Origin of the sequence: Sphingobium sp. HDIP04, assembly GCF_000445085.1 — a bacterium.
In the GTDB taxonomy this organism is placed as follows: Bacteria; Pseudomonadota; Alphaproteobacteria; order Sphingomonadales; family Sphingomonadaceae; genus Sphingobium; species Sphingobium indicum.
On the sequence record NZ_ATDO01000052.1, the window covers coordinates 1 to 25373 of the forward strand.

Consider the following 25373-nt stretch of genomic DNA (forward strand, 5'->3'; position numbering starts at 1 on the left):
TGCTCGTTAGGTCCGGCTTCGGCGACTGTCTCTTTTGCTCGCGATGAGTGACGGGCCGACCGCCGCGCTAACCCAAAGAGCTGGCGGTGGTCGGCCCGTCACTCGCGTCGCGCAGCGACGCCTGATTGCCGGATGAACCCGCTGGGCCTCAACTACCGTACTCCATCCTCGAGCAGATCGCTTCAGAATCGATTTCTCTGGCGAAACGAAGGCTGGGCTTGTAGAAGGCCGGAGAACAAAAGGGGGCCTTATGGCGCGGCGCGTTTTCTTCAGTTTCCACTTCGCGAACGATTTTTGGCGCACCCAGCAAGTGCGCAACATCGGTGCTCTTGAAGGGCAGTCTCTTTGCACCGCGAATGCGTGGGAAGAGGTCAAGCGGAAGGGCAAGGCCTCGATCGAAAAATGGATCGATGACAACATGTACGGCAAGAGCTGTGTGGTGGTGCTTGTCGGCTCTGAAACAGCGAACCGGCCTTGGGTAATCCGCGAGATCGTTAAAGGCTGGGATGCCGGCAAAGGAGTGGTCGGTATTCGGATAAACAAACTTCTCGGCCACGACGGGAATTCGTGCACGGCTGGTAGCAATCCGTTTGACGAAGTGGGCTATGGAAATACCGGGAAAAAGCTATCATCTATAGCGAAGCTGGTCACCCCTTCCGGCTCAGATAGCAAGGCAGTCTATGATTCGATCAAGAACGGAATCGAGAGTTGGATTGAGGACGCGATAGCGATCCGCTCAAATAACTGAGGTAGCTCCGTGAGTTCGGTCTATATCCGATAATAGAGTTTCGATTATGATCGAATACATTACAAAATCCGAGCTTCGGAATTTCGCTGATAAGTTAAATGTTAGCGAACAGGCAAGCCTCAGAAAGTCTGCTGCTTCCCGTAGCCTCTCAGGCACCACATTTCTTTCACACTCGAGCAAAGATGATGATCTGGTCGTTGGCGCTATTCGTGTGTTGGAAGGGCACGGAGCTAGGGTCTATGTCGATGAAATCGACCCGGAAATGCCCCCATACACGACGGAGGAAACGGCGGGGCTGCTAAAGAGCCGTATTCGCCAGACCAAGCGCTTTGTCCTTCTTGCAAGCAAGAATAGCAAGGACAGCCGTTGGGTGCCCTGGGAGTTGGGCGTGGCCGATGGTTATAAAGGGTTGACGAAGATCGCGCTGTTCCCGGCATCCGACAGCGCGCATGAGCAGGCATGGGCGTCGTGGGAGTATCTGGGATTATACCGCCGCATCGTCTGGGGGGATCTACAGGGTCATCAAAAGCGCGTCTGGATGGTCCTTGACGAGAAAAGGAACACAGCTACGGAGCTTAGCGAATGGCTTGCTGGCGACTGATGAGTTCCCACCCCGTTTAAGCAGTGGCAGGGGGCTGCCAAAATCGCTCCTCAACGACAGCTGGTTGGAGGGCCGGGCTTTCGAAGCGCTCCTCTCGGACGGAAACGTCAAGGTGGCGGTGAAATAACGCAACATAGTCCCGGTCTTCCGTTAGGTCGGGCGCTAAAGACTCAACTTGCGCTCCTACGTCAAGCGTCGCGCCGCCCGTGGAGATTACCGGTATCACTGCAGCCTCGGGTTGCAGGCGTCGAAACATCTCATATTCTTGTATAATTCCTCCCATGCCTCCAATAAAAACTGCTGCTTTGAACTTGTGTTCGGAAAACATGCGTTCACGCATGTTCAGCAAGCTCTTCTCCCGATCCCTTTCGATCTCTTCCGTATAAACCACGTTGTTGAACCGCTCATTATCCTCGGGATACTCATCCTTGAAATGGCGAGACTGGTAGAGCCGGACCCAGTGTCCGTAATTTATTCCGATGTCTTGCGAGACCACCCAGATCATCGGTGTGATTGCGGGTTGACCACCCCAGACAAGCAGCCTGCGCCCTAGTGTAACGTGCACCAAAGCGGAGACTGCGGCTGTAATCGCGACGGTGTCAGCAGTCGCTGCATATTGTGGGCCTCGCTTTGGATCTGGCACGCCCGCCGAAAGAAAAATGGCCTCAGTCATGGTCAATTCTCCCATGCCGCAAGAGCCCATCCGGCTTCGGAAACTTTAATCGTACGGACCGCGCGAATATGATCCCCAAGCCATCGGAGATGAGCATTCCATGCATCACGGATGCCGATATGATCGTAGACCAGTACCGGTATCTCCTGCTGTTCCGCTCGTCGCGCCTTATCGGCCACGTCGTTCAAAATTTCAGCCGTGGGGATTCCGACGATCGGATATGCCCAGATCTTTTCGCCGTCCAGCAACCGCACGGCGACGGCCCGATGTGCACCGACGCCTTCCACTGACGCACCAATTTTTTCGACGTCAGCGCGAAGCTTGCCGGTAATCGACATATATCGAGATGCGATGCTGCGGCTTCTTAGCCGCTCGACCTCCAGGACGATTGTATCTGCCGTTTGGGCTACTATTGGGCCATCCGGCCCTTCGAGTTCCTTTGGGTCAAGATATATAGTCTCTGCAAGATCGGTCAGCTTGTTTGGCGTATGCTCAGGCCAAATTACACGAAGGACCTGGATCTCTTTCGCGCGTGCTCTTCCTATTTCCTGTCGCGTCCAGCGGCTATCGAAATAGGTAGGCGTGTCGAGCATAACCATAACATCAGAATCAACGAGCCTATGCCAAAGCACATCTTGGAACGGATCGCCGGGCCTAATGTCGTGCGTGTCCAAGAATACGTCGAATCCGCGGGACGCAAGGAGATCGTGAAGTTGCAACGCAGCTGCTCGGGATTCCACCCGCCGATAGCTCACAAAAACCCGTCGCTGTCGACGAAGTAAACCCACACATTCCAGCATTGTCGACGCGAGTTCAGTCATATTTGGATCGTCAGCGCGCCGCGTTAGCCCATTGATGGGCTGGAGACACTGGGGGATCTGAGCATTGAAGTCTGCGCCAGCGGCAATCGTGGGAATGATGGGCGCGCTCGCTCGGATCAGGTCCTGGGCCGCTTCGAGATCTTGTTGGGCATTTCCTCCAAAATATGCACCTGCGAATGCTGCTGGCTTGTGCCGCCCACCCAGCGTTTCCGCATTATGCACAACTATATCGTCCCCCAACGTCAATCCAAAGTCGGAAACGATATCGGTGAGCGTCGCTGTCAGTGTCGCGCGCTCCTCTGGCGTTGCGGCGCCAAGTATGGCGAGTTCATAAATACTCATTGATGTCAGCGACCGGCCGCTTTTGCTGCAGTTTCGATCCAAGCCGGCATGTTGGCATAGCCGTTATCCCGAACCCAATCATACGTCCCGTATAGGTTTGACAGCGGAATATCTCGACCATTCTGCTTTATTGTAAAATAGCTGAGAGGGTTGGTCCCCTGTCGATCAGTCCCGAGTTGCGGATCTTTTACGCTATGGATGTCGATGGCCAATAGGCCTTTCCCAAGCTCGTAGCTTCTCTTGATCTCGTGCCGGACCCATTCGCGGTCATACGTCTCCGCGCCAAAAAGCACCACCGTCACGGACGTGCCTTTGAGCTGCTCCTCGATCCATTTTTCTATGCCGCCCGCGCGTCTTTTTGCCTCTTCGAACTCTGCCTTGTCATAGAAAGGCTGCGCTTCGCCACCTGGACGAACCACCCAGGAATTGCGGACTTGCACGACCCGTCGAACGTCACGGTCATAGTGAAAGCTAAAGAATACCCGACGCGCCACCGCTTCCCCCCCTTGATCCTCGTTCACTCATATCAAGGCGGGCGCCAGGTGTCAGCAGGCACGGTGAGTGCTTGGGGTAGCTGGTCGCAGCGACACCCTTCGGCATGGCGAGGAAAGCGCCCATTCCATCGAAATGCTTCGGCCAAATCGAGCATGTTGCTCTACTTTCGAAATTGCACCTGTGCGGGCGAGGGAGATGGCCCGTGGTATCAGTGATTCGGGCTGCCTCTGGCGTGCCCAATGTCCCCGCCGGCTTCCCGATTCTGTTCGACGCCGACATGGCGATCATCGAGCCGGCCTTCGTCTGGCTCATGGAGCATGCAGAGCTAAGCGGCCGCGCCCACGCTACGGAAACTGTGCGGACCTACGGCGAGCATCTCCACGATTGGTTCGACTCGCTCGAACAATCGGGGATCGAATGGCGCGAAGCCGACGAACGCGTCATCGCTGCCTATCGCAACCGGATGCTGGAGAACCCCAGCGCACACACCGGGAAGCCCTATGCCCGGACCACGATCAACGCGCGCGTCTCGACCGTCTGCCGGTTCTATGGCTGGGCGCTCGATAAGGGCCTGATCGACCACTGCCCGTTCCGGTTGACCGAAAAGATGACGCTGATGCTCGACGGCGCTTATCGCCCAGGCTTGCAGCGGCGCCAGGTCAACGAGCTGATCGTCTCACGCCCGGAAAAACTGCCGCGACCTCTGCGCGCCGACGAACTGGCACGGCTGTTCGCGCATCTGAGGCCTACCGCCCGACTTGCCGCGCAATGGGCGCTTGGGGCGGGACTGCGCCGCAAGGAGCTTTGCGCGCTCGCCATCGACCAAATCCCGGATAGCTGGCCACTCGACCTCGACAGCGATCCACTTGTCGGCGTGCCGATCCATATCACCAAGGGAGACCGGCCAAGGACAGTCTATCCGCCGATTCGGCTGCTCGATCATACGGACTGGTATGTGGGAGAGGATCGCGCCCGGATCGTCCGCCGTGTCCGCCGTTCCGACCGGGGCTATCGCGCGCCGCCCAATCTCCTGCTGAACGAGCATGGCCGGGCTATGACGCGAAAACTCCTGACGGCGCAGCTCGCGGAAGCTTTCGCGGCTGCGAGACTTCTGGGTACATTGCACTGCCTGCGGCACACCTTCGCGATGGCGATGCTGGCCCGCCTTCAGATCCAGGCCCGCACCAATCCCGATCTCAACCCGCTCAAGGTCGTGCAGGTGCTGCTGGGCCATGCTTCGATCACGACCACCGCGATTTATCTGCGCTGCGTCGAACTGCACGAGCGCGATCTGAGCGAAAGCCTCGCCTATCTTTATGGCGAGCTGATCCCCGCCGATGGCTAGGGGCCGCCTCGATCGGACGCTGAGACTCGATCCGGCACCGGCGAACCATCCGGCGCAGGTCGCCGAAATCCAGTTCCGCGACGAATGGGGCAAGATCGTCCAAAGCTTCAGCCCGGCGCTGTTCGGAATGCCGGACGATATCAGCGCCGCCATCGCCCGGGCTTTCCGCGATCATGATGTAGCATCCAGCGCCGCGACCCGCACCGCGCACTGGTTCGCGCTGCGCGTGTTCGGGAGGTTCCTGCGCGAAGACGCGCGTGTCAGGCGCGCGGCAGACCTCGACACGGCAACGATCCGCCGGTTCATCACCTGGCTGGCGATGCCCACCAACGGGCGCAGGCGCGGCGTCCGCTCACAATCCGGTCAGCTCGGTATGATCCGGCCGGTCCTCAAGCGCGCGATCGCGGACAATCCAGGCTTGTTCGCACCGGGCTTCGCCGTTCCCAACAATGCGATCCCGCTGGCCGGCGTCCAGCGGCTACCGCAAGACCGGCTGACACCTGCCGCAATGCGCGCCCTGCTGGCAGTCTGCTATGCCGAGATCGACACTGCGTGGGACAAGTTCCAGCACGGGCAAGCCATCGTTGGTCTTCCGAATGTGCCGCTCCATGGTGGGCGGACCGTCGAACGGGATCGCTGGATCTGGAAGCTCCATCGCCGCGGCCACGGCATCATGCCGACCGACCGAGGCTTGGACCTTAATAAGCCCGATCGGCAGAGGATCGCCGAGGTAGGCGGGTTCCGCGAGCTCGAGGGTTATCTCCACCTCACGACCGACACGCTGGTTGCGTTCTATATCGTGCTGCTGATCCAGACGGCGGCCAACGCCGGTCCGCTGCGCCAGATCAAGCGGGACTGCCTCGTGCCGCATCCGCTCGAGCGGCATCGCGTCATGGTCGAGTGGGTGAAACCCCGCGCCGGCGGTAAGGTGAAACGCATGCAACGGCGCTCGTTCGACAATCGCCGACCCTATGCGGCGCCGCGCCTGATCGAAAAACTGCTTGCGATGACGGCACCCCTATTGCCGCATGTGGAGCCGTCCAAACGCGACCGACTGTTCCTCCACCGCTTCCTCATGACGACAGGACGCCTCGAGCGTGAGCATCGCGCCGGTCATATCGTGCAGGCCACGTTGCGATCGGCAATGTTGCGCTTCTACGAGCGGCACAATGGCGCGATCGCTTCCTGGAACGAAGCGCATCCCGGCAAGTCCCGTTCCCTGCTTCCCGACTTCTCGCCCAAGCTGTTCCGCAGCAGCATGGCAAGCGCCCATTACACAGCGTCGCAGGGCGATATCATGGCGGCCAAAGCGGTCCTCAATCATGCGAATGTCGCCACCACCGACATCTATGTCGATGGCGAGGCCGTCCGCCGCCTCGAACGCGATACGATCGCTCGGCTCCAGTCGCTGATGATCACATGGGTCACCGGCGAGACGCCCGCCCATGACTCGCAACATCAAGGGCCAGATACCAGCGCGCGGGTGACGGCGCTGTTCGGCCACGACTGCCTTCGACCGGTCGACGGCGGGCAGGCACAGCCTGGCCGCGTGTGCCCGAAACTGGGAGGCTGCCTTGCCTGTCCAGGCCTGATCGTCCCGATCGACCCGGATCATCTGGCGCGCATTGTCCAGGCCACCATGCATCTTGAAGCGGCGCGGGAACGCATCGACCCGATCCGGTTCAGCCTCTTCTATGCCCCCAGCCTTCGGGTGCTGACACAAGACCTGCTGCCGGCGTTCCCGCCCGAAATGATGCCGGACGCGGAACGGCACATACCCGCCTTGCCGCCGCTGCCGGACCTGGAATAGCCTCATGGCCTCCGTCCCGACATCCACGCCTACCCAACTTCCGGCGCCATTGCTCGGAAACGAAGGCATCCCCGCCGCCACGACGTTCAACTGGGGCTTCGAAATGCCGGACGGGAGCCGGTTCCGGGACGATCGGTGGACGCCGCTCCGGCACGCCGCCGAACTGTTCCTGCTCTCGCTGCGGGCCGATCCGCCCGAAGGGCGGAGGCCACTTCGCAAGGAAGCGATCGATGGTCACTTCAGCCACATCCGCTTCCTCGTTCGATGGATGGCAGCCGAGAACGTCCGATGCTTCAAGGATCTCGATCAAGACGCCGTCGACCGGTTCGTGGCCATGTTGCGCGCTCGTCCCGGCAGGAACGCTTCACGGCTCTCCCTCAGCACCGCCGAAGGCTATCTCGGCACGATCCGCACGTTCCACATGCAGCGCGACAAGCTGGACGACGCGCCGCTGATGGCGCCGCCTCGCGCCGGTTCGGTTGGGAAGCGGCACTGGAAACCTTATGGCGGCCATCCCTATACGCCCGACGAGATCGCCGTGCCTCTCATCAGCGGCGCTATGGAACTGCTCGGTGACCCAGCGGACCAGATACTCGCGCTGCGCGACCGTCTCGAAGATCTGTATGAGCAGTTCCGACCACAGCATCAGGGGCGAAGGCTCCACTGGCATATCAGACGCGCCATGTTGGCTGAGCCATGCCCCTACGCGGATCTGTATCCGAATCCGGAATGGCCGCTGCGCCGCCTGACGTTCATGCTGGATCGGCTTGGCGACGCCTGCTTCGTCGTCATCGCCTATCTCGTTGGCGCGAGAGCCTCCGAAATACTCAGGCTTGAGGAGGGTTGCCTCGAACGGCGCGCGGCCGATGGAGACGGTGAGGAACACGTCTATCTGGTCGGCACGATCACGAAGACGTCGCTGACGGAACATGGGGACATCCATCGATGGCTTGCGCCCGAGCCGGTCCGGCGGGCGATCCACATCCTCGAACGTCTCTCCGCACCGCTTCGCGAACTTAGCGGGAAGAGGAACCTCTGGCTCCACCAGCTCGGCCGGGGACGCTCGCCGCTTCCGACGATGATGCCCGTCGCCCTACTGCGATCACCCATGGTCAATATCCGCTTGAACGAACGACTTGCGCCGTTCCTTGCCTTGCCGGAACACCAAGGCGGCACCTGGCACCTGACCACCTATCAGGGTCGCAAGACGTTCTCGCGGTTCATCGGGCGGCGCGACCGCACCGGCCTGACGGCGCTGCAACGCCATCTCGGCCATGTCCACCGCGCGATGACCGACCGGGCCTATGTGGGCACCGACTTCGAGCTTGCCCAGCTGATCGACGACCAAGCCGCCGAAGAAACCCGCAAGGCGCTGGAAGACCTGCTCCTGGCGCCGAACGTCGCCGGGAAGGCGGGCGTCATGCTCTCCGAGCGATCGCCGTTCCGCGGGCGCACGCTATCGGGCGACGTCGATGGCTATATCACCGATATCCTCGCCGAAACGGATATGCGCCTCGGCGTGTGCGACTGGGGCTACTGCCTCTACCGCCGGGAAACCTCGGCATGCCTCGGCGGCGAGCGCGAGCCGAACCCGGTGCTCCGCACGCAAAGCACTTGCTCGACTTGCGCCAACTTCGCCGTGACCGGCAAGCATAAGCCGGTCTGGGAAGCGCGCCTTGAGCGCAACAGCGCTTTGCTCCAGCGCGATGACCTCGACTCCGAGAGCCGTGCGCTTGCAGAAGCCCGCATCCAGGAATCTCGCCGTATCCTGGACCAGTTAGACGAAGGAAATACCGATGGCGACCGAAATTGACCTGTCCAGCCCGCAAGCTCGACGGCGGGCAAAGACGGATGCGCGCCTGCGTGAAGCCCTTGCAGGCCTCGCCGGCAATCCCTCCGCAGAACCCACAGTCGCTGCGCTCGCACGGGCAGCCGGGGTCGGCCGCAACATCATATATACCCATCATGCCGGCGTTCTCGACGGCCTCCGCGCGCTTCAGTCGCAGCGTGCCGGCGCGAACGAGACGACCGCCAGAGAGGCCGATCGCACACGCTCGGCTCTTCGGGATGCCGAAGCTCGAAGCGCCGCCCTCGCGACACATAACGCTAGCCTGTTGAAACGCGCCGTCGACGCCGAGCAACGTGCCGAGAGGCTTGAGCGGCGCAATGCCCAACTCGTGCAGGAACTCGATCGGATACGTAGACCAATCCCGATCCGCCCCAGCGCTGAAGCGCACGATCCTTCCGCTGTCTGACGTCGGTCACGCCCTAATCGGGCGTCCCGAAAGGAAAGGGGGATGAGGAACGCTGGAAATGCGGGCTTTGTGAGGCAAAGGAGACAGGCCCGTCCAGACCTAATGCTCGATCAAGTGGAAGCAGAAGCCTCAGGACCAGGCCATCAAAGGCGCCGCATCGGGCCCGAACGCGGCCGAGCCGCACTCGATCTGGCTGGAAGCCGCTCGCCGCGGCGCGCGGATCGTAAAGCTCATCGGTTATGATTGCGGGCGCGCCGATCTGCGGCGGTCACGACGCCTGTCAGCCGCGGATGCGGATTTCGACTACGCCTATCCGCTCCAGATGCTCGGATGGGATCGCCCAGACTGCATCCGCGTCATTGCCGAGACGCTTGGCGCGCACATGGTGCCGATCAAGTCGGCCTGCTTCTTCTGCCCAGCATCGAAGATTTGGGAGCTCTACTGGCTGGCCGCCCATTATCCCGATCTTCTCGAGCGTGCCCTCGTCCTGGAGCGCAACGCGCTGACAGGACGGCATAGCCGCTTCAGCGAGGTGCAGTTCGGGGCCTCCTGGGAAGATCTCGTCCGCTCGGCCGATCGCTTCCCCAGCACCGCGACCACGGTCGGCCTCGGCCGGAGTTTCGCCTGGAACCAATGGGTGCGCGTCAACGATGTCGTGGACGCCTCATTTCGCGTCAAACGCGGCGCTGAGGATCGACGTCGGTTCCTCGCGATGGCCGATCACCTTCAAGACCACGGCAACGCTCTCGACGCCCGCGCGGCATGACGCGGTCCGCCGGCATCGAGCCCCATCCGTCAGGGCAAGGCCGCGCCGGAGGGCACCAAGTCAGAGTGAGAGGATGGCCGGGACGGGTTTGAGCCCGTCCGGTCCAGAGAGAGCGCCGACGCGGCTCATCCGTGTCCCGCTCTCCTGAAAGTGACCTCCATGCTCCAAGCTCCGCTTGTCGCGGCCGAACCGGCCGCCACGCCTCTGTCTGTCTCCGGTTGCGCTCCTGCTGCGGCCGTTTTCGCCACCGCCCGGCATCTCCTCCCGCATCTTGAACAAGGCCGATCGGTCGACGCGGCGACGCTGCGCACCGCCATGCAGGCGGCGTTCGGCGCGTCCGACGCAGCCGGCGCCTGGGACTGGAAGACCGCCTACGACGCGTGCGAGGCCGCCACGGTCCTGTTCCTGCGCAAATACGGAAAGGCGATCTTCCGCAAATCCGCATCGCCGGCTACGCGGCTCGCCGCGCTCGCCAAGATCGCCGGACTGCTCCCGACCCATACCCGCCGATCCGAGGAGGCCCAGGCCTTCCAGCAATTCTCGACGCCGGTCCCGCTCGGCTTCGCTGCGATGACGGCCGCTGCACTCATGCCGGCCGACCGTGTGCTCGAGCCCTCCGCCGGCACCGGGCTGCTCGCCGTCCTCGCCGAGACTGCGGGTGCATCGCTCATCCTCAACGAGTTGGCTGAGACCCGCGCCGATCTTCTCGCCTCTCTCTTTCCGGCCGTGTCCGTCACGCGCTTCGACGCGGCCCAGATCGACGACCATCTCGATCCGGCCGCCGCGCCGAGCATCGTCATCATGAACCCGCCATTCTCCGTGATGGCGAACGTCTCCGGCCGCGTCGCCGACGCCGCCTACCGGCATATCGCCTCCGCGCTCGCCCGGCTGGCCGATGGCGGGCGCCTGGTCGCCATCACCGGCGCGAACTTCTCGCCCGAGCTTCCGGCCTGGCGGGACGCCTTCGTCCGTCTGCAGGGGCGTGGGCGCGTCGTGTTCACCGCCGCGGTCGCCGGTTCGGTCTATGCCAAGCACGGCACGACCATCGAGACCCGCCTGACCGTCATCGACAAGGCGCCGGCCGACGACCCCGAGCGGTTCCCAGCCTCCGCCGGCACCGCGCCCGATGTCGCGACGCTGCTCGGCTGGATCGGCGCGCAGATCCCCGCGCGCCTGCCGGTCTCGATCGCGCGTCCCGCCGCGACGGCGGCCCCCACCCCGCGCACGGTGCGGGGCTATCTCGCCCGCACGGCGACGGCCCAACCCGCCCGCCGCATCGCTGAGGTTCAAGGCGTGCCGCTCGCCTATGAGACCATCGACTGGACGCCCCCGGAAAGCGGCCGCCTGTCGGACTCGATCTACGAGGCCTATGCGCTCCAGTCGATCCGCATCGCCGGCGCGCAGCCGCATCCGACCAAGCTGGTCCAGTCCGCCGCCATGGCCTCGGTCGCGCCGCCAAAGCCGAGCTACCGACCGACGCTGCCGGCGCCGATCGTCACCGACGGCATCCTCTCCGACGCCCAGCTCGAGACGGTGATTTACGCTGGCGATGCCCATAGCGAATATCTCGCCGGTGCCTGGACCGTGGACGAGACCGGCGATCTCGTCACCGCCGCGCCGGACGACGCGCCGAAGGCGGTCCGCTTCCGTCGTGGTTTCATGCTCGGCGACGGCACCGGCGCCGGCAAGGGCCGCCAGTCGGCCGGCATCATTCTCGACAACTGGCTTCAGGGCCGCCGCAAGGCGGTCTGGATCTCCAAATCCGACAAGCTGCTCGAAGACGCGCAGCGCGACTGGTCGGCCCTCGGCATGGAGCGCCTGCTGGTCACCCCGCTGTCGCGTTTCCCCCAGGGCTCGGCGATCCGGCTTGAGGAAGGCGTCCTTTTCACCACCTACGCCACGCTACGATCCGACGACCGCGGCGAAAAGCTTTCGCGCGTCAAGCAGATCGTCGAATGGTTGGGCTCCGATTTCGACGGAGTGATCATTTTCGACGAGAGCCACGCGATGCAGAACGCCGGCGGCGGCAAGGGAGAACGGGGCGACGTCGCCCCATCGCAGCAAGGCCGTGCGGGGCTGAGGCTCCAGCACATGCTGCCGAATGCCCGCGTCGTCTATGTCTCGGCGACCGGCGCCACCACCGTCCACAATCTCGCCTACGCCCAGCGGCTCGGCCTGTGGGGCGGCGAAGATTTCCCCTTCGCCAACCGCGCCGAATTCGTCGAAGCGGTCGAGAATGGCGGCGTCGCGGCCATGGAGGTGCTCGCCCGCGACCTGCGCTCACTCGGCCTCTACACGGCCCGCTCGCTCTCCTACGACGGCGTCGAATACGAGCTGGTCGAGCACCAGCTCACGCCCGAGCAGACCCGCATCTACGATGCCTATGCCGGCGCCTTCGCCATCATCCATAATCATCTCGACGCCGCGATGCAGGCCGCCAACATCACCGGGGACAGCGGTACGCTGAACCGGCAGGCCAAGTCGGCTGCGCGCTCAGCCTTCGAGAGCGCCAAGCAGCGCTTCTTCGGCCACCTCCTGACCAGCATGAAAACGCCGACGCTGATCCGCTCGATCGAGCAGGACCTGACGGACGGCCACTCCGCCGTCATCCAGATCGTCTCTACGGGCGAAGCCCTTATGGAACGTCGCCTGGCCGAGATCCCGACCGAGGAATGGAACGACGTGCGCGTCGACATCACCCCTCGCGAATATGTGCTGGACTATCTCGCCCAATCCTTCCCGGTCCTGCTCTACGAGCCGTTCTCGGACAGCGAGGGCAATCTGTCGTCGCGGCCGGTCTATCGCGACGGCCAGCCCGTCGAGAGCCGAGAGGCCGTGGCCCGGCGCGACGAACTGATCGAACGGCTCGCCTCGCTGCCCCCCGTCCCAGGGGCGCTCGACCAGATCGTCCAGCGCTTCGGCACGGACGTTGTCGCCGAGGTGACAGGGCGGTCGCGCCGCGTCGTCCGACGCGGCGAGCGCCTTGCCGTCGAGAACAGGGCGGCGTCCGCCAATCTCGCGGAGGCGGCCGCGTTCATGGACGATGACAAGCGCGTCCTCGTCTTCTCCGACGCCGGCGGCACCGGCCGCAGCTACCACGCCGACCTTGCCGCCAGGAACCAGCGCCTGCGCATCCACTATCTGCTTGAGCCTGGCTGGAAGGCCGACGCGGCGATCCAGGGCCTCGGTCGCACCAACCGCACCAATCAGGCGCAGCCGCCGCTCTTCCGACCGATCGCCACCGACGTGAAGGCCGAGAAGCGGTTCCTCTCGACCATCGCCCGGCGGCTCGACACCCTCGGCGCGATCACGCGCGGCCAACGCCAGACCGGGGGCCAGGGCCTGTTCCGGCCCGAGGACAATCTGGAGAGCCCATATGCCCGCGATGCGCTGCGCCAGCTCTATCTTCTGCTCGTGCGCGGCAAGGTCGACGGCTGCTCGCTCGACCGCTTCGAGTCCGCCACCGGCCTCAAGCTGACGGACGACAACGGCATCAAGGACGAGCTGCCGCCGATCACCACCTTCCTCAATCGCCTGCTGGCGCTCACCATCGACCTACAAGGTGTTCTCTTCACGGCCTTTGAGCAGCTCCTGACGGCGAAGATCGAGGGCGCGATCCACAGCGGCCACTATGACGTCGGACTGGAGACGCTCCAGGCGGAGAGCTTCGTGGTCACCGACAGCCAGGTGATCCATACCCATCCCGGCACCTCCGCAGAGACGCGCCTGCTGACCATCATGCGGCGCGAACGCAACCGTCCGACCCCGTTGGCCGATGCACTCCATCATCTCGCTGACCCCCGCGCGCGGCTCCTCGTCAACGGCCGTTCCGGCCGCGCCGCCGTGCAGATACCCGCGCCGTCGATGATGCTCGACGACGGCGAGATCGAACGGCGCGTCTGCCTCATCCGACCGATGGAGCAGCACTATGCGCCGCTCCGCATGATGGACGAGAGTCATTGGGAGGAAGTCGCCGATGCTGCTTTCGCCGCCGCCTGGGAGGCCGAGCTCGCCGAGCTGCCTGAATTCTCCGACAGCACGATCCATATCGTCGCTGGCCTGCTCCTGCCGATCTGGAAGCGGCTCCCCAACGAGTCGACCCGGGTCTACCGGCTCCAGACGGACGCCGGCGAGCGTATCATCGGCCGCCGGGTCTCCCCGGCCTGGGCCGCGAACGCCGCGAACGCCGCGACGACAGGCGCGGCATCGCTGTCGCCCGCGCACGCCTTCACGGCTCTGATGGACGGGACGACGATCCTCGACCTTGCGGAAGGTCTCCAGCTTCGACGCGCAAGGGTCATGAGCGCGCATCGCCTGGAGCTCACCGGCTTCTCCGAGGCGATGCGCGATCGGCTGCGGGCCTATGGCCTGTTCAGCGAGATCATCTCATGGAAGCTACGCTTCTTCGTCCCCGCCGACGCCAACGGTCCGGCTGTGCTGGCGAAGCTGCTGGACACCTATCCGGTGGCGCGCATCTCCGAGCGGGAGGCGGCGTGATGGCTCGCCAGGACGCATCCGATCTCGCACAGCGTCTCGGCCGTCAGGCCGAGGCGGTGTGCCGCCACTACCTGTCCAGAGGCCGGCGCGAGGGCCGCTACTGGCTCGTCGGCGACGTACGCAACACGCCGGGCCGCTCGATGTATGTGCGGCTGAAGGATTCGCCCAAGGGTCCCGCGGGCAAGTGGACCGACGCCGCCACGGGCGAACATGGCGATCTGCTCGACGTGATACGCGAAAGCTGCGGCCTTGTAGATTTCAAGGACGTCGCCGACGAGGCCCGGACCTTCCTCAGCATGCCGCAGCCAGAGCCGAGACCGGCGCTCCTGCGTCAGGGCCCGGCGCCGCACGGTTCGCCGGAAGCGGCACGCCGTCTTGTCGCAATGTCCCAGCCAATCGCCGGGACGCTCGTGCAGTCGTATTTGCGCGAACGCGCGATCACGGACTTGCGCGGAACCGGAAATCTCCATTTCCATCCGCGCTGCTACTACCGGCCCGACGACTATTCACCGACCGAGACCTGGCCCGCCATGATCGCGGCCGTCACCGACCTGCGTGGCAGGATCACCGGGGCGCATCGCACCTGGCTCGATCCGCGACGCCGCGACAAGGCGCCTCTGGACACCCCGCGCCGGGCGATGGGTGACCTTCTTGGGCATGCAGTCCGCTTCGGTCTCGGCAGCGAGGTGATGGCGGCCGGCGAGGGCATCGAGACCGTTCTGTCGATCCGGCAAGTCCTGCCCGACATGCCGATGATGGCGGCGCTCTCGGCAGCCCATCTCGCCGCCATCCTGTTCCCCGACACACTGCGCCGGCTCTATATCCTGCGCGACAATGATCCGGCCGGCGATGGTGCGCGGGACAGCCTGGTCGAACGGGCGAACGCGGCCGGGATCGAGGCGATGGTCATCTCGCCCCAGCTCGGCGACTTCAACGAGGATCTCCGCACCCTCGGCCGCGCTGCCCTCCGCAGTCAGACTCGGGTTCAGATCGGGCCGCAGGACGTCGCACGCTTCCTGGCGTTGGCGGCATAGCCGGCAAGGAACGGGCGTGACGGCTGCGCCGCCGTGCGCGCCCGGATGCATCGATCCGTCTAAGGGACCGCGCCTCGGCCTTCGAGAGGGCGATCGGCCCACAAGCCGGCCAGCCCGGCAATGGCGGCGGCCGACTATTTTCCGGCGGCCCTGCGGGCCTTTCCATCGCGAGACAAAATAGCCGGCCTTAGCCATCGAGCCCTGCGCTGCGCTCCGGGTGCCGAGCCGTCCGGCCCGTGGGCTTCGTCGCCATGAAGGCCGCGACGGTCGCGGTCCAATCGACGGAGCATCCCATGGACGCGCATGACGACTTCGAACCGCACCACGAATCCTCTCAAACCGACCATGTCCTCAACGAACTTCAGCTTCATGGCTATCGGCCCTTTGCCGATGAACCCGATCAACGGCTCCTGCCCGACGGCAACGCGGTGGCGGGCGCCGTCGCCGACATCTTCGACGCGCTGATCGTCACGCTGGAAGACACGCGCCTCGAACCCGACCTCGACGATCTCCTCTGGTCGACCGTGAACCTCTTCCACCGCGCTACCGAGCGGGTCGCACGCGAGCTCGACGACAACGAGCAGGCGCAGAAGCGCGCGCAGCGGGAACAGGACGGCAGCGAAGTGAAGTCGGTCGAGCTGGAGCGCCTGATCGCCGAGGGCAAGACGCTCATCGAACGCCAGAACGCCTTCGAGCTGATGCGCGACCAGGCGGCCGAGCATTACGAACGCCAGGTCGGCAAGGCATGGCTGCCGCGCAGCGGGTCGAAGGTCAACCACCGCAATCTCACCTCGGCGATGATCGACAGCCGCGACTTCCTCATGGCGAAGAAGCGCGCCGATCAGGAGGTGCTGCTACCCCCCGGCCCGAAGATCGTCGTGACCGGCGGTCTCGATTTCAACGATCACCGGCTGATCTGGGCCAAGCTCGACCAGGTGCATGAGAAGCATCCGGACATGGTGCTGGTCCATGGCAAGTCGCCGAAGGGCGCCGACAAGATTGCGTCGCTGTGGGCCAAGAACCGCAACGTGCCGCAGATCGGCTTCGCGCCCGACTGGACGAAGCACGGTCGCGCGGCGCCGTTCAAGCGCAACGACCAGATGCTGGAGATCGTGCCAAAGGGCGTGATGCATTTCCCGGGAACGGGCATCCACGACAACCTTGCCGACAAGGCCAAGAAGCTCGGCATCCCGGTCTGGAAGTTCGGCGGCGCGTGAGCGCCGCCTTCGCTTTTCTCTCACTGTCGCCATTACGCAGATGCGTATCGGCGTATTTCCGCAAACGCGCTTTTCAATCCGGCTCGCCCGTCACGGCGATCCGGGCGGATCGCGCATAGTGCGCGAGCTCGGTGTCGTTCTCGATCAGCGCATCGAGCAGCACCTTCATGTCCGCCTGGTCGGAGGCCGACTGAAATGGACCCGGCTGACGTTCGATGGCCAGCACGGCGATCGCGAGGGCCTTCTTCACGAGATGCAGGTCTCTGCCTGTGAACTCCGCCATTGTTCGTTCCTCGCGACTCCAAGCCTGCCGCCAGCAGCATAGCCAATAGCCGCGCCGAGTGGGACATGGTGCAGGCAAAGCAGAGCAGAGCATCGAGGCGAGTGATGTGGGTTCCTGACGCGAGAACCACCTCCGCCTGTCAGCGCTGATCCTTGGTCCGACCGCGGACTTGTCGCCATCAACCCGTAAAGGGTCGGCTATGCGAGCATGCCGCCGCTGCGGCTGCGCCTGCGCGGTGATTGCAGTCCACGGCCGGACACGTCGGGCGCCTGTCGGCGGGGGATGGTCCCCCGCTCCAGCAGGAGCCCAGCAAATGTCCCTCAACGACGCTCACGCCTACGCTTTCAGCCTCGCCACCACCCTGATGGCGGCCATCGTCATCTTCCAGGCCGGCGACGGGACGCTCTCGGTCATGCCCGCCAGCGAATACGACGGCGACGCCTCGGAGATCGTTCATGAAATCGACCCCTTCGCCCCCTGACCGGGCGCAGCAGGCCGCGCCGAGCGGGAGTCGCTTGCGATTTCCGCTCCCGGCTGGGGCCATATTCCGCTATAGTCCGGGTGCGCCGTGGTGGTGGTGGCAGGCGCGACCGTCAGACCTATCGTCATGGAGGCCACCACCATGATCATTCTCGCAATCCTCGCCTCACTCGCCGCCATCGGCGTGCTGTGCTGGCTGCTGTTCACCCTGGCCGTCTTCGCCCTTCCGGCCTTCGTTGGCGCGACCGTGGGCGCTTGGGCCCACGGGACCGGCGCCGGCCTGCCAGGCGCCATTCTCGCCGGCCTCGTCGCGGCTGCCGTCACGCTCGCGGTCGGCCAGCTCGCGATCCTGTTCGTGCGGCCCCTATGGCTGAAGCTGATCGTGGCCATCGCCTTCGTCGCCCCGGCGGCGATCGCCGGGTTCCACGCAACGCACGGCATCGTCAAGCATCTCATGCCGTCCGACGCGTGGCAGATCACCTTCTCCGTCATCGGCGCAATTGCGGTCGGCGTCACCGCCTTGGTGCGGGTCGCGGGGATGGCGACGGCGCCAGCCCCGTCCGGCCAGAGCCTCGCACAGGCCTGATCGCTCAGCCTCATGCGGCGGACCGGAAAGCGGTTCGCACGAGACATCCACATCGTATGAGGGCGGATGCGGTGGAGCGTGCCGCGCGGTTCGACGCTGGGCCGGGGTCACGACCGGGGCTGGAGCGCTACCGGCGGCTGCACGGTCTCGGGGCAGACCTATGATCGGGCGCGGCGCTCTCTGCGGTGGCGTCTAAGCCGAGGATGCAGCAAGCAGCCTGGACGAGGGAGCGAAGGCCGGCAAGTCCTTTGTCCGCGCCGGATTGCCGATCCAGGGTGGCCGCCATCATCTCCGTTATCTGACCCGTGCCTCGACCGCTCCAAACGGCCTCTTCAATGGCCTGATCTGGCCGAAGGGCGGCTAAAGCCTCGATCGCCTATGGCGCAACAGCGGCGTCAAACTTTCTTCCCCTGCCGGCTGCGCCGTCATTCCTCGCGAGGCAAGAAAGCCCTCCTTTGCTGTCCAGCCCCTGCGGGGTGCGCCGTCGATCGCCTCCGACCCGTCGATCGCCATCGAGGCCGCAATGGTGCGGGCTCGAATACGGAAAACGGAGACTTACAATGGCGACCATCGGAACCTTCAAGAAGACCGGCTCGAACGAGTTCACCGGCGAAATCGTCACCCTCAGCGTCCAGGCCAAGGGCGTGCGCATTGTTCCCGACACCCGCGCCACCGGCGAGAACGCCCCCAGCCACCGGGTTCTGGTCGGCCGCGCCGAGATCGGCGCCGCCTGGTCCAAGCGCTCCAACGAGGGTCGCGACTATCTGGGCCTCAAGCTCGACGACCCGAGCTTCACCGCTCCGATCTACGCCAACCTCTTCGACGACGAGGACGGCGATACCTTCTCGCTGATCTGGTCCCGCCCCAACGGGCGGCGCGGCGACTAAGGCCCCCGCGCAAGGCCCCGGCCGAAAGGCCGGGGCCTTTGACGTCCAAGGCGACCGAATCAGTCGGCGGCGAATTCGCCGAACGCGCACCCGCAGAACGGCAAATGGGTGGCCAGGCGAAGAAGGAGCGACTATTATAGTCGTAGTTCTGGCGTGCGCGTAGGTCCGAGTGGGAGGTGATCATGCATGATCACCGCCCGACAATCGCGGGCCGCACGCGCGTTGCTGGGTTGGACACAGGAGACGCTCGCTGACAGGGCCCGAGTATCACTGACCGCGCTGAAGCGCCTCGAATCGCCGAGCGGTCTCGAGGTCTACGAGAGCACGCGCGACGAGGTCAGACGAGCCTTCGAACGAGCCGGCATCGTTTTCCTGAGTTCCGACCAGGGCATGGGAGTGATGCTGGTTCATGCGAAGACGGAGAGCTGACAGCTCGCGGCACTGTCAGGGCGCTCGGTCTTGCTGGAGTCGCCGGGCCGCTGGGCTATGGTCAAATCAGCGTTAACAATCTCCTCCAGAATGGATAGAACCTGTGCCCCGGGGGATGAAGGTGACCAAGCACAATTTTCTCGATCAGCCACCCGGTGACGCCGAGCTGACGGCCTACGACAAGGCTCACGCAACCGTATATCTCCGCCTGCTCGACGCCGAAACCCAGGGAGCGCCTTGGCAGGACGTGGTGGAAGTGCTGTTCGGTCTCAGTGCCGAAGACGATCCGGAGCGGGCGTCGCTCGTCTATTCCACCCACTTGGCGAGAGCGCGCTGGATGACTGAGAACGGCTTCGAACAGCTCCTGAGACCTCAGCTCCACTAGCCCCGTGATGCGGATCATGCATCACGCTGATCCCAGTCCGTTCTTCCCCACCGCCTCTCAACTTGGAATCGTACCGTCCGCAACGCTCGCGTCAAAGATAAGGCGGGAAGGCGGTAGGAAATGCCCGACGAAGAAAGCTGGCGGTCTGAATCCGCCTATACCTATATCGATCAGTTGAATGCGGAGGAGCTCGCTTGGGAGTTCCTCCGTCGAAATCCCGAGTACCGCGCTGGCTATCATGAATTACTGTCAGCCGGTCATATGACCTGGGAAGCGGCGACGAATTTCGCTTCTCGTTGGGGGTTGCGATTTCGCCGCCGACCCCGAAATCCCCGCCACTTCCCAACCGGTCTCCTGGTCGGCCCAGATAGATCCGGCCGTGATTCTCTTCCGCAGCGGCCCGACACCGAGATCCGGCGAACCGCTCACTGTTGAGGAAATCCGGGCGCACGCCAGTTTCGCGCACGAAGCGGTCCCATCGCAGCTCCGCCTGGGCGGTGAGCGCTACAGCGTCGACCTGGCCGCGATTGGCGATGGGAAGCCGCTCGCCGCGCTCATCACGCTCGACGAACTGACGCCCGATCGCTTGACGGCGCTCGGCCGATTCTGGGCAGCCCTCACCGGCAAGACGGTCGCGCCTGATCCGCGTATCACGCCGCAGCGGCGGCGTCGCGCGCAGCAGATGCTGCGCGTCGTCGACGCGCGCGCCACCGGCGCCACCTACCGCGCGATCGCCGACCAAATCTTCCCACAGCATGACCAGGATGCGGCGACGTGGGTCGGTAGCGCGATCCGCGAAACCACAATCCGCATGGCCCGCGACGGGATGAAGCTCGTACGCGGCGGCTATCTCGCGCTGCTCCGGCGACCACGCCGGGATCGCTGACGCCGCGCAAGGTGTCGAATTTAGAATCCTTACTTCGACATCGTCCGAGGCGCCGTCCTCGCGCCACCGTGCTCGCAATGCGCCGCTCGTTCGCAGCGGCCGCCCGCGAGACCACGGAGGTGCGATCATGGCCGAGACAGCCGCCAATCTACCGACACGCTACCTGAGAACGCAGGAGGCGGCGCGCTTCCTCGGCCTTTCTGAACGCACGCTCGAGAAGCACCGCACCTACGGAACCGGTCCGACCTATCGAAAGCTCGGCGGACGCGTCGTCTATTCCGTCGATGACCTTCAAGCCTGGGCGGATCGGGGTCTCGTCACCTCGACCTCGGATCCGCGCAGCGGCACGGTACTGCCCGCCAAACGTCAGCCCGCGTCGGCCAACGGCGGCCTTCTGCGCTGACCCCGGTCCCCATGTCGTCCCGCCCCCAGCAACGCGACGAGCGCGCCCAGCTCGATCTGTTCCGGGCATTGCCCGGCGATCTCGCGCCGCGCGACGCGCAGGACCTCATGGCCTATCCGTTCTTCTCGCTTGGGAAGTCGAAACGCCTCGCGCCGATCGACTTCAAATCGGGCTCCGTCAAAATCCGCGTCGAGGCGGTGCCGGAGCACGGCATGGCGACCATCTGGGACGCCGACGTCCTCATCTGGGCCGCATCGCAGATCGTCGAAGCGCGCGACGTCGGCCTGCGCCCGTCGCGCCTCATGGCGACGACGCCTTATGAGATTCTGAACTTCATCGGTCGCGGCGTATCCCTACGCGACTACGACCGCCTGAAGGCGGCGCTGGACCGGCTGCAGTCGACCACCGTGGCGACGTCCATCCGCCAGCCGACCGAGCGGCGGATGCATCGCTTCTCCTGGATCAACGAGTGGAAGGAGCGCGCGGATGATCGCGGCCGGCCGCTCGGCCTCGAGCTGATCGTGCCCGACTGGTTCTACGGCGCGGTGCTGGACGACGCGCTCGTGCTCACCATCGATCGCACCTACTTCAGGCTGACCGGCGGGCTCGAGCGGTGGCTGTACCGCCTGGTGCGCAAGCACGGCGGCAAACAGGAGTTCGGCTGGAGCTTCGACTTCCCGCACCTCCACGCCAAATCCGGCAGCCTCTCGCCGCTCAAGCACTTCGCCTACGACCTGCGCGACATCGTCAAGCGCCAGCCGCTGCCGGGCTATCGCCTGACCATCGAGCAATGCGTCGGCGGGCCCGAAATCCTGTCCTTCGTACCGACCGAGCCCGACGCGCTCGGCATCCCGCGCCGACGTCGGCGGTCGACCACTCGCTCTGGGGAAAAGCTGTGAATCGTCTCGTGCTATCAGGGACCGGCGCTATCGTGCCATCGAGGACCCGATCCTCGTGCTATCGGGGACCAGAATCGTCGATTCTGCTCGCCAAATCAGTAGCTTGCGCGCCCCCTAACTTCTCTAACCTAGATTCCTTCGGAATCTTTCTAACGGACCGGCGCTTTTCGGCCGCTGTGGACGAGTCCCCTTGTCCCGCGAGACCGTCATGATCGTCGCGCTGCTCAACCAGAAGGGCGGCGTGGGCAAGACGACGCTCGCGCTGCACCTGGCCGGCGAGTGGGCGCGCCATGGCAAGCGCGTCACGCTCATCGACGCCGATCCGCAGGGATCGGCCCTCGACTGGTCGCAGCAGCGCAGCCGGGAGGGGCTGGGGCGGCTGTTCGGTGTCGTCGGCCTGGCGCGCGACACCCTGCACCGCGAGGCGCCGGAACTGGCCCGCGACGCCGACCATGTCGTCATCGACGGGCCGCCGCGCGTCGCCGGCCTCATGCGCTCGGCGCTCCTTGCGGCCGACCTCGTGCTGATTCCGGTGCAACCGTCGCCGCTCGACGGCTGGGCCTCGGCCGAGATGCTCTCCTTGCTCGGCGAGGCGCGCATCTACCGCCCGGAGCTCGCCGCGCGCTTCGTGCTGAACCGCTGCGCAGCCCGCACGGTGCTCGCTCGCGAGACGGCGGAGACCCTCGCCGATCACGATCCGCCGCTGCTCGCGACGACCATCGGCCAGCGCATCGTCTTCGCCGATGTCGTTCAGACCGGTCGGCTGGCCGCCGAGCAGGACGAGGATTGCCCTGGCGCGCGCGAGATCGCCGCGTTCGCCGCGGAAGTCGCGGGGATCGGCGCATGAGCGAGCGGTCCCCGAAGCGCAGCTTTGCGGCGCGTCCCGCCGATCCCGAAGGCTGGATCAAGGCGCCCGACCGCCACGCCCCCCTTGGCCAGCCCGCCGAGGACTTCTCGGCCCGGCTGACGATCGACGTCACCTCCGACATGCGCGGCCGTATAAAGATCGCGGCGTTCCAGCGCGGCCTGACCGTCGCCGACATGCTGCGCGCCCTGTTCGAGCGTGAGTTCCCGCCCCGGTCAGGAGAGGGCCAATGACCGGCCTCGTCGCCGCGCCCCCATGCGTCGGCCGCGCTTGCGCCGAGCCGTCCGAGCACCTCACCCAGGTCGAACTCGTCTGGATCGAGAAGCAGACCGAGCACTGGATCCGCTTCGGTCGCGAGCTGCGCGAACAGATCCTCGATCGCCGCAGACGGCTCCTCTTTTTCCCTCCTGGTGCGACCTTCGCGCTGGTCCGCTGGGCGGCGAACGAGCACGGCACCGTGCTCTCGCGGCTCGACATCATGCGCGCCGTTGCGCGTGGCGCGGCGTGCCAGACGGTGCCGACCGTCACGCCCGGCGGCGACTTTCTGCTTCGTGTCGACGGTTGGCCGAAGGTGGAGCGCGTGCTCCAGCTCGTCGACGCGATCGAGGCGGCCGGGATCGATCCCGGCGATGTTTCGCCCGATCACTGGCGCCACGTCCACAACCGCCTCGCAGCCGGGGAGACGCCACGGACCTACACGCCGGCGCACCACCGCGCCTTCCTCCTGCGCCGGGAGATCGGCGCATGACCCGGCTCGGCTACGCCATCACCACGACGGGCGCGGTGTCATTGCTCGGCATCCTGTCGATCGTCTCGTTCGCGCCGAAGCTGATCTGGAACGCTTCGGCGAGCACGCCGATCGGTCTCTACCGCGTCGAGCCGGACCGGTCACCCGAAGTGACCGACCTAGTCGCCGTGCGCCCGCCCGAACCGCTGGCCAGCTTCCTTGCCGATGGCGGTTATCTGCCGCGCGGCGTGCCGCTCCTGAAGCGGGTCGCCGCGCTTCCCGGGCAGCGGGTCTGTCGAACCGGCCTCGCCATTACGGTCGACGCCGTGCCGATGGGCGACGCGCTGGATCACGATCGCCGCGGCAATCCTTTACCGGTCTGGAAGGGCTGCCGCGTCGTCGCGCCCGGCGAGCTGTTCCTGATGAACTGGCAGGTCCGCGACAGCCTGGACGGCCGGTACTTCGGGCCGCTTCCCGCGTCCGCCGTGATCGGGCGGGCCATCCCTCTCTACACCGACGAGGACCGCGACGGCCGCTTCGTCTGGCGCGCACCGACGCGGTGACGGTGCGTCCCATGTCCAACCTCACCGCACATCCACGGAGGCAATCATGTCCCTGATCGGTCAATTCACGCGCGACGGTTCCGGCTTCATCGGCAATTTGCAGACGCTCGCGCTGCATCAGGACATCATCATCGTTCCCGCCGAACCGTCCGACGCCGACAACGCGCCGGATTACCGCGTCCATGTCTTCGACGGCATGAACAACGAAACCGGCGCCGAGATCGGCGCGGGCTGGAAGCGCACCGGAGAGAAGGCCGGTGACTACGTCTCGCTTCACCTCGACGATCCCACCTTCGGACATCCGATCCGTGCGAACCTCTTCCAGTCGGCCGACGACAAGTCCGCCTGGGGCCTGCACTGGAACCGGCCGCCGAAGCGCGGCGAGCGGGACTGAGCGGTGCCGTCCCGCCGCTATCACGCTGTCGCCGGGCGGTCCGCCGCCGTCCGGCTGACGGCCCTCCTTTTCCTTCCCGGCCTGCCCGCCGCAGCGCTTCCGGCGTTGCCTGCCAGCGCGCAGACTATGCCCCCGGCGCGCATCGACGCGGCCGACCCTCATGCCGGCTTCGTCACCGAAGCCGCCCGCCGGTTCGCTATCCCGGAGCTCTGGATTCGCGCCGTCATGCGCGTCGAAAGCCGCGGCGACGCGCGCGCCATCTCCCCCAAGGGTGCAATCGGCCTCATGCAAGTCATGCCGGCCACCTGGACGGAAATGCGCACCCGCTATGCGCTTGGACCGGACCCCTACGATCCGCGCGACAACATTCTGGCGGGCGCCGCCTATCTGCGCGAGATGCACGACCGCTACGGCTCGCCGGGCTTCCTGGCGGCCTATAACGCCGGTCCCGGCCGCTATGAGGACTATCGCGATCGCGGCCGCACCCTGCCGGCGGAAACGCGCGCCTACCTCGCCATGCTTGTGCCGGTCATCGATGGGGCCGGCCTGCCATCCCCTGTCATCGTCGCAGTCGCCGATCCGCTGGCCTGGACACGCGCGCCGCTGTTCATCGCACAGGCCGAGGCGCCGCCGCGCGCAGAGGTTCGGCACGATGACGGCGATCCGGCTGCAGCATCATCGCAGCGTCGAGAACGGGATTTTGCGCCCGCCGATCCGCAAACCGGCGGCCTCTTCGTCGTCCAAACCGCCAGTGCGGGGCCGCGATGAGCACGGTGGCACTCCAGGCGGCGTTGTCGGGCTCCGGGATAGGATTGGCGGGAGCGGAGGGAAGCACAGGCACCACAACCGCACGATGGCAGGATAAAGGGCCGCGATGTGCGGCCTTGGGCGGTTGTGGTTTTTCAAGGGGTTATGGCGCGTTTGCGCGATGTGCGCCTGATCGGCGCAAGGTGCGCGACGCGCATTTCATCAAGGATTTCCG

29 protein-coding genes are annotated in these 25373 nt (G+C 65.1%); 25 read left to right on the forward strand and 4 right to left on the reverse strand.

Features of this window, described 5'->3' with window-relative positions:
- Positions 1-250 precede the first annotated feature (250 nt).
- Complete coding sequence (locus L286_RS28945; RefSeq protein WP_020819448.1) at positions 251-748, forward strand: TIR domain-containing protein; 498 nt, start codon at positions 251-253, stop codon at positions 746-748.
- A gap of 46 nt (positions 749-794) precedes the next feature.
- Positions 795-1349 (forward strand): toll/interleukin-1 receptor domain-containing protein, encoded by a 555-nt coding sequence (locus L286_RS0124270; protein WP_021224402.1) that lies wholly within the window; start codon positions 795-797, stop codon positions 1347-1349.
- A 16-nt stretch (positions 1350-1365) separates the two neighbouring features.
- On the opposite strand, the gene L286_RS0124275 is transcribed toward L286_RS0124270, so the two are convergent.
- The 3 genes from L286_RS0124275 to L286_RS28960 are packed head-to-tail and all read right to left on the reverse strand — an operon-like array spanning position 1366 to position 3679.
- Positions 1366-2022, reverse strand: coding sequence for an SLOG domain-containing protein (locus L286_RS0124275; RefSeq protein WP_025160956.1), 657 nt, complete (start codon positions 2020-2022; stop codon positions 1366-1368).
- Positions 2023-2024: 2 nt separating this feature from the next.
- Positions 2025-3185 (reverse strand): toll/interleukin-1 receptor domain-containing protein, encoded by a 1161-nt coding sequence (locus tag L286_RS47785; protein ID WP_020819451.1) that lies wholly within the window; start codon positions 3183-3185, stop codon positions 2025-2027.
- A gap of 5 nt (positions 3186-3190) precedes the next feature.
- On the reverse strand, positions 3191-3679 hold the full coding sequence (locus L286_RS28960) for a TIR domain-containing protein (RefSeq protein WP_020819452.1): 489 nt from the start codon (positions 3677-3679) through the stop codon (positions 3191-3193).
- Between the two features lie 203 nt (positions 3680-3882).
- Between L286_RS28960 and L286_RS28965 the strand changes: the two genes are divergently transcribed.
- The 8 genes from L286_RS28965 (at position 3883) to L286_RS28995 (ending at position 16604) form a co-directional block, all read left to right on the forward strand.
- A complete protein-coding gene (locus tag L286_RS28965) occupies positions 3883-5025 on the forward strand; it encodes a tyrosine-type recombinase/integrase (protein ID WP_025160957.1) in 1143 nt (380 codons plus the stop codon).
- The gene (locus L286_RS28970; protein ID WP_020819454.1) at positions 5018-6835 is read left to right on the forward strand and encodes a site-specific integrase; all 1818 of its coding nucleotides are present in this window, start codon (positions 5018-5020) and stop codon (positions 6833-6835) included. Before L286_RS28965 ends, L286_RS28970 begins: the two co-directional genes overlap by 8 nt.
- A 4-nt stretch (positions 6836-6839) precedes the next feature.
- Positions 6840-8648, forward strand: coding sequence for an integrase (locus L286_RS28975; protein WP_025160958.1), 1809 nt, complete (start codon positions 6840-6842; stop codon positions 8646-8648).
- Entirely contained in the window at positions 8632-9090 is a 459-nt protein-coding gene (locus L286_RS47790; RefSeq protein ID WP_020819456.1) for a hypothetical protein, read from the forward strand. The genes L286_RS28975 and L286_RS47790 overlap by 17 nt, the downstream gene beginning before the upstream one ends.
- A 382-nt stretch (positions 9091-9472) precedes the next feature.
- On the forward strand, positions 9473-9856 hold the full coding sequence (locus L286_RS49200) for a hypothetical protein (protein ID WP_238559300.1): 384 nt from the start codon (positions 9473-9475) through the stop codon (positions 9854-9856).
- A gap of 159 nt (positions 9857-10015) precedes the next feature.
- Positions 10016-14353, forward strand: coding sequence for a strawberry notch family protein (locus L286_RS28985; RefSeq protein WP_013041738.1), 4338 nt, complete (start codon positions 10016-10018; stop codon positions 14351-14353).
- A complete protein-coding gene (locus L286_RS28990; RefSeq protein WP_013041737.1) occupies positions 14353-15387 on the forward strand; it encodes a DUF7146 domain-containing protein in 1035 nt (344 codons plus the stop codon). Before L286_RS28985 ends, L286_RS28990 begins: the two co-directional genes overlap by 1 nt.
- Before the next feature lie 293 nt (positions 15388-15680).
- Positions 15681-16604 carry a DUF2493 domain-containing protein gene (locus tag L286_RS28995; protein WP_013041736.1) on the forward strand — a complete coding sequence of 308 codons (924 nt, stop codon included), beginning with the start codon at positions 15681-15683 and terminating at the stop codon, positions 16602-16604.
- Between the two features lie 73 nt (positions 16605-16677).
- Here L286_RS28995 and L286_RS29000 read toward each other — a convergent pair whose 3' ends face one another.
- Positions 16678-16887 carry a hypothetical protein gene (locus tag L286_RS29000; protein ID WP_013041735.1) on the reverse strand — a complete coding sequence of 70 codons (210 nt, stop codon included), beginning with the start codon at positions 16885-16887 and terminating at the stop codon, positions 16678-16680.
- A gap of 313 nt (positions 16888-17200) precedes the next feature.
- On the opposite strand from L286_RS29000, the gene L286_RS48890 reads away from it, so the two are divergent.
- The 15 genes from L286_RS48890 (at position 17201) to L286_RS29065 (ending at position 25159) form a co-directional block, all read left to right on the forward strand.
- Positions 17201-17368 (forward strand): hypothetical protein, encoded by a 168-nt coding sequence (locus L286_RS48890; RefSeq protein ID WP_021223113.1) that lies wholly within the window; start codon positions 17201-17203, stop codon positions 17366-17368.
- Between the two features lie 141 nt (positions 17369-17509).
- On the forward strand, positions 17510-17953 hold the full coding sequence (locus L286_RS29005) for a hypothetical protein (protein ID WP_013041732.1): 444 nt from the start codon (positions 17510-17512) through the stop codon (positions 17951-17953).
- 560 nt (positions 17954-18513) lie between these two features.
- Positions 18514-18840, forward strand: coding sequence for a DUF736 domain-containing protein (locus tag L286_RS29010; protein WP_013041730.1), 327 nt, complete (start codon positions 18514-18516; stop codon positions 18838-18840).
- A 186-nt stretch (positions 18841-19026) separates the two neighbouring features.
- Complete coding sequence (locus L286_RS29015; protein ID WP_013041729.1) at positions 19027-19269, forward strand: helix-turn-helix domain-containing protein; 243 nt, start codon at positions 19027-19029, stop codon at positions 19267-19269.
- A 115-nt stretch (positions 19270-19384) separates the two neighbouring features.
- Positions 19385-19654 carry a DNA -binding domain-containing protein gene (locus L286_RS29020; RefSeq protein WP_021223117.1) on the forward strand — a complete coding sequence of 90 codons (270 nt, stop codon included), beginning with the start codon at positions 19385-19387 and terminating at the stop codon, positions 19652-19654.
- A 120-nt stretch (positions 19655-19774) separates the two neighbouring features.
- The gene (locus L286_RS49745) at positions 19775-20089 is read left to right on the forward strand and encodes a transcriptional regulator domain-containing protein (RefSeq protein WP_221235826.1); all 315 of its coding nucleotides are present in this window, start codon (positions 19775-19777) and stop codon (positions 20087-20089) included.
- Positions 20034-20540: a DUF2285 domain-containing protein gene (locus L286_RS29025; RefSeq protein ID WP_013041727.1), complete on the forward strand. Its 507-nt coding sequence runs from the start codon at positions 20034-20036 to the stop codon at positions 20538-20540. The genes L286_RS49745 and L286_RS29025 overlap by 56 nt, the downstream gene beginning before the upstream one ends.
- A 127-nt stretch (positions 20541-20667) precedes the next feature.
- Positions 20668-20943 (forward strand): helix-turn-helix transcriptional regulator, encoded by a 276-nt coding sequence (locus L286_RS29030; RefSeq protein WP_013041726.1) that lies wholly within the window; start codon positions 20668-20670, stop codon positions 20941-20943.
- Positions 20944-20954: 11 nt separating this feature from the next.
- Positions 20955-21842: a replication initiator protein A gene (locus tag L286_RS29035; RefSeq protein WP_013041725.1), complete on the forward strand. Its 888-nt coding sequence runs from the start codon at positions 20955-20957 to the stop codon at positions 21840-21842.
- A gap of 208 nt (positions 21843-22050) precedes the next feature.
- Positions 22051-22689, forward strand: a complete 639-nt coding sequence (gene parA / locus L286_RS29040) for a ParA family partition ATPase (RefSeq protein ID WP_013041724.1) — start codon at positions 22051-22053, stop codon at positions 22687-22689.
- The gene (locus tag L286_RS29045; protein ID WP_013041723.1) at positions 22686-22940 is read left to right on the forward strand and encodes a hypothetical protein; all 255 of its coding nucleotides are present in this window, start codon (positions 22686-22688) and stop codon (positions 22938-22940) included. The genes parA and L286_RS29045 overlap by 4 nt, the downstream gene beginning before the upstream one ends.
- Positions 22937-23455: a DUF2840 domain-containing protein gene (locus L286_RS29050; protein ID WP_013041722.1), complete on the forward strand. Its 519-nt coding sequence runs from the start codon at positions 22937-22939 to the stop codon at positions 23453-23455. The genes L286_RS29045 and L286_RS29050 overlap by 4 nt, the downstream gene beginning before the upstream one ends.
- The gene (locus L286_RS29055) at positions 23452-23997 is read left to right on the forward strand and encodes a S26 family signal peptidase (RefSeq protein ID WP_013041721.1); all 546 of its coding nucleotides are present in this window, start codon (positions 23452-23454) and stop codon (positions 23995-23997) included. Before L286_RS29050 ends, L286_RS29055 begins: the two co-directional genes overlap by 4 nt.
- A 46-nt stretch (positions 23998-24043) precedes the next feature.
- On the forward strand, positions 24044-24391 hold the full coding sequence (locus tag L286_RS29060; RefSeq protein ID WP_013041720.1) for a DUF736 domain-containing protein: 348 nt from the start codon (positions 24044-24046) through the stop codon (positions 24389-24391).
- Between the two features lie 126 nt (positions 24392-24517).
- Entirely contained in the window at positions 24518-25159 is a 642-nt protein-coding gene (locus tag L286_RS29065; protein ID WP_021223119.1) for a lytic transglycosylase domain-containing protein, read from the forward strand.
- The last annotated feature ends 214 nt before the right edge of the window (positions 25160-25373 follow it).

Bases quoted from the DNA above. Each gene is read 5' to 3' on its own strand.
- L286_RS29030 (WP_013041726.1), top strand. From the start codon at position 20,668: ATGGCCGAGACAGCCGCCAATCTACCGACACGCTACCTGAGAACGCAG.
- L286_RS49200 (WP_238559300.1), top strand. From the start codon at position 9,473: ATGGTGCCGATCAAGTCGGCCTGCTTCTTCTGCCCAGCATCGAAGATT.
- L286_RS29020 (WP_021223117.1), top strand. From the start codon at position 19,385: ATGAAGGTGACCAAGCACAATTTTCTCGATCAGCCACCCGGTGACGCC.
- L286_RS29015 (WP_013041729.1), top strand. From the start codon at position 19,027: ATGATCACCGCCCGACAATCGCGGGCCGCACGCGCGTTGCTGGGTTGG.
- L286_RS28945 (WP_020819448.1), top strand. From the start codon at position 251: ATGGCGCGGCGCGTTTTCTTCAGTTTCCACTTCGCGAACGATTTTTGG.
- L286_RS29065 (WP_021223119.1), top strand. From the start codon at position 24,518: ATGCCCCCGGCGCGCATCGACGCGGCCGACCCTCATGCCGGCTTCGTC.
- L286_RS47790 (WP_020819456.1), top strand. From the start codon at position 8,632: ATGGCGACCGAAATTGACCTGTCCAGCCCGCAAGCTCGACGGCGGGCA.
- L286_RS29000 (WP_013041735.1), bottom strand. From the start codon at position 16,887: ATGGCGGAGTTCACAGGCAGAGACCTGCATCTCGTGAAGAAGGCCCTC.
- L286_RS48890 (WP_021223113.1), top strand. From the start codon at position 17,201: ATGTCCCTCAACGACGCTCACGCCTACGCTTTCAGCCTCGCCACCACC.
- L286_RS29010 (WP_013041730.1), top strand. From the start codon at position 18,514: ATGGCGACCATCGGAACCTTCAAGAAGACCGGCTCGAACGAGTTCACC.
- L286_RS28975 (WP_025160958.1), top strand. From the start codon at position 6,840: ATGGCCTCCGTCCCGACATCCACGCCTACCCAACTTCCGGCGCCATTG.
- L286_RS28985 (WP_013041738.1), top strand. From the start codon at position 10,016: ATGCTCCAAGCTCCGCTTGTCGCGGCCGAACCGGCCGCCACGCCTCTG.
- L286_RS29045 (WP_013041723.1), top strand. From the start codon at position 22,686: ATGAGCGAGCGGTCCCCGAAGCGCAGCTTTGCGGCGCGTCCCGCCGAT.
- L286_RS29060 (WP_013041720.1), top strand. From the start codon at position 24,044: ATGTCCCTGATCGGTCAATTCACGCGCGACGGTTCCGGCTTCATCGGC.
- L286_RS47785 (WP_020819451.1), bottom strand. From the start codon at position 3,185: ATGAGTATTTATGAACTCGCCATACTTGGCGCCGCAACGCCAGAGGAG.
- L286_RS29050 (WP_013041722.1), top strand. From the start codon at position 22,937: ATGACCGGCCTCGTCGCCGCGCCCCCATGCGTCGGCCGCGCTTGCGCC.
- parA (WP_013041724.1), top strand. From the start codon at position 22,051: ATGATCGTCGCGCTGCTCAACCAGAAGGGCGGCGTGGGCAAGACGACG.
- L286_RS28995 (WP_013041736.1), top strand. From the start codon at position 15,681: ATGGACGCGCATGACGACTTCGAACCGCACCACGAATCCTCTCAAACC.
- L286_RS29055 (WP_013041721.1), top strand. From the start codon at position 23,452: ATGACCCGGCTCGGCTACGCCATCACCACGACGGGCGCGGTGTCATTG.
- L286_RS29005 (WP_013041732.1), top strand. From the start codon at position 17,510: ATGATCATTCTCGCAATCCTCGCCTCACTCGCCGCCATCGGCGTGCTG.
- L286_RS49745 (WP_221235826.1), top strand. From the start codon at position 19,775: ATGCCCGACGAAGAAAGCTGGCGGTCTGAATCCGCCTATACCTATATC.
- L286_RS28970 (WP_020819454.1), top strand. From the start codon at position 5,018: ATGGCTAGGGGCCGCCTCGATCGGACGCTGAGACTCGATCCGGCACCG.
- L286_RS28990 (WP_013041737.1), top strand. From the start codon at position 14,353: ATGGCTCGCCAGGACGCATCCGATCTCGCACAGCGTCTCGGCCGTCAG.
- L286_RS0124275 (WP_025160956.1), bottom strand. From the start codon at position 2,022: ATGACTGAGGCCATTTTTCTTTCGGCGGGCGTGCCAGATCCAAAGCGA.
- L286_RS0124270 (WP_021224402.1), top strand. From the start codon at position 795: ATGATCGAATACATTACAAAATCCGAGCTTCGGAATTTCGCTGATAAG.
- L286_RS29035 (WP_013041725.1), top strand. From the start codon at position 20,955: ATGTCGTCCCGCCCCCAGCAACGCGACGAGCGCGCCCAGCTCGATCTG.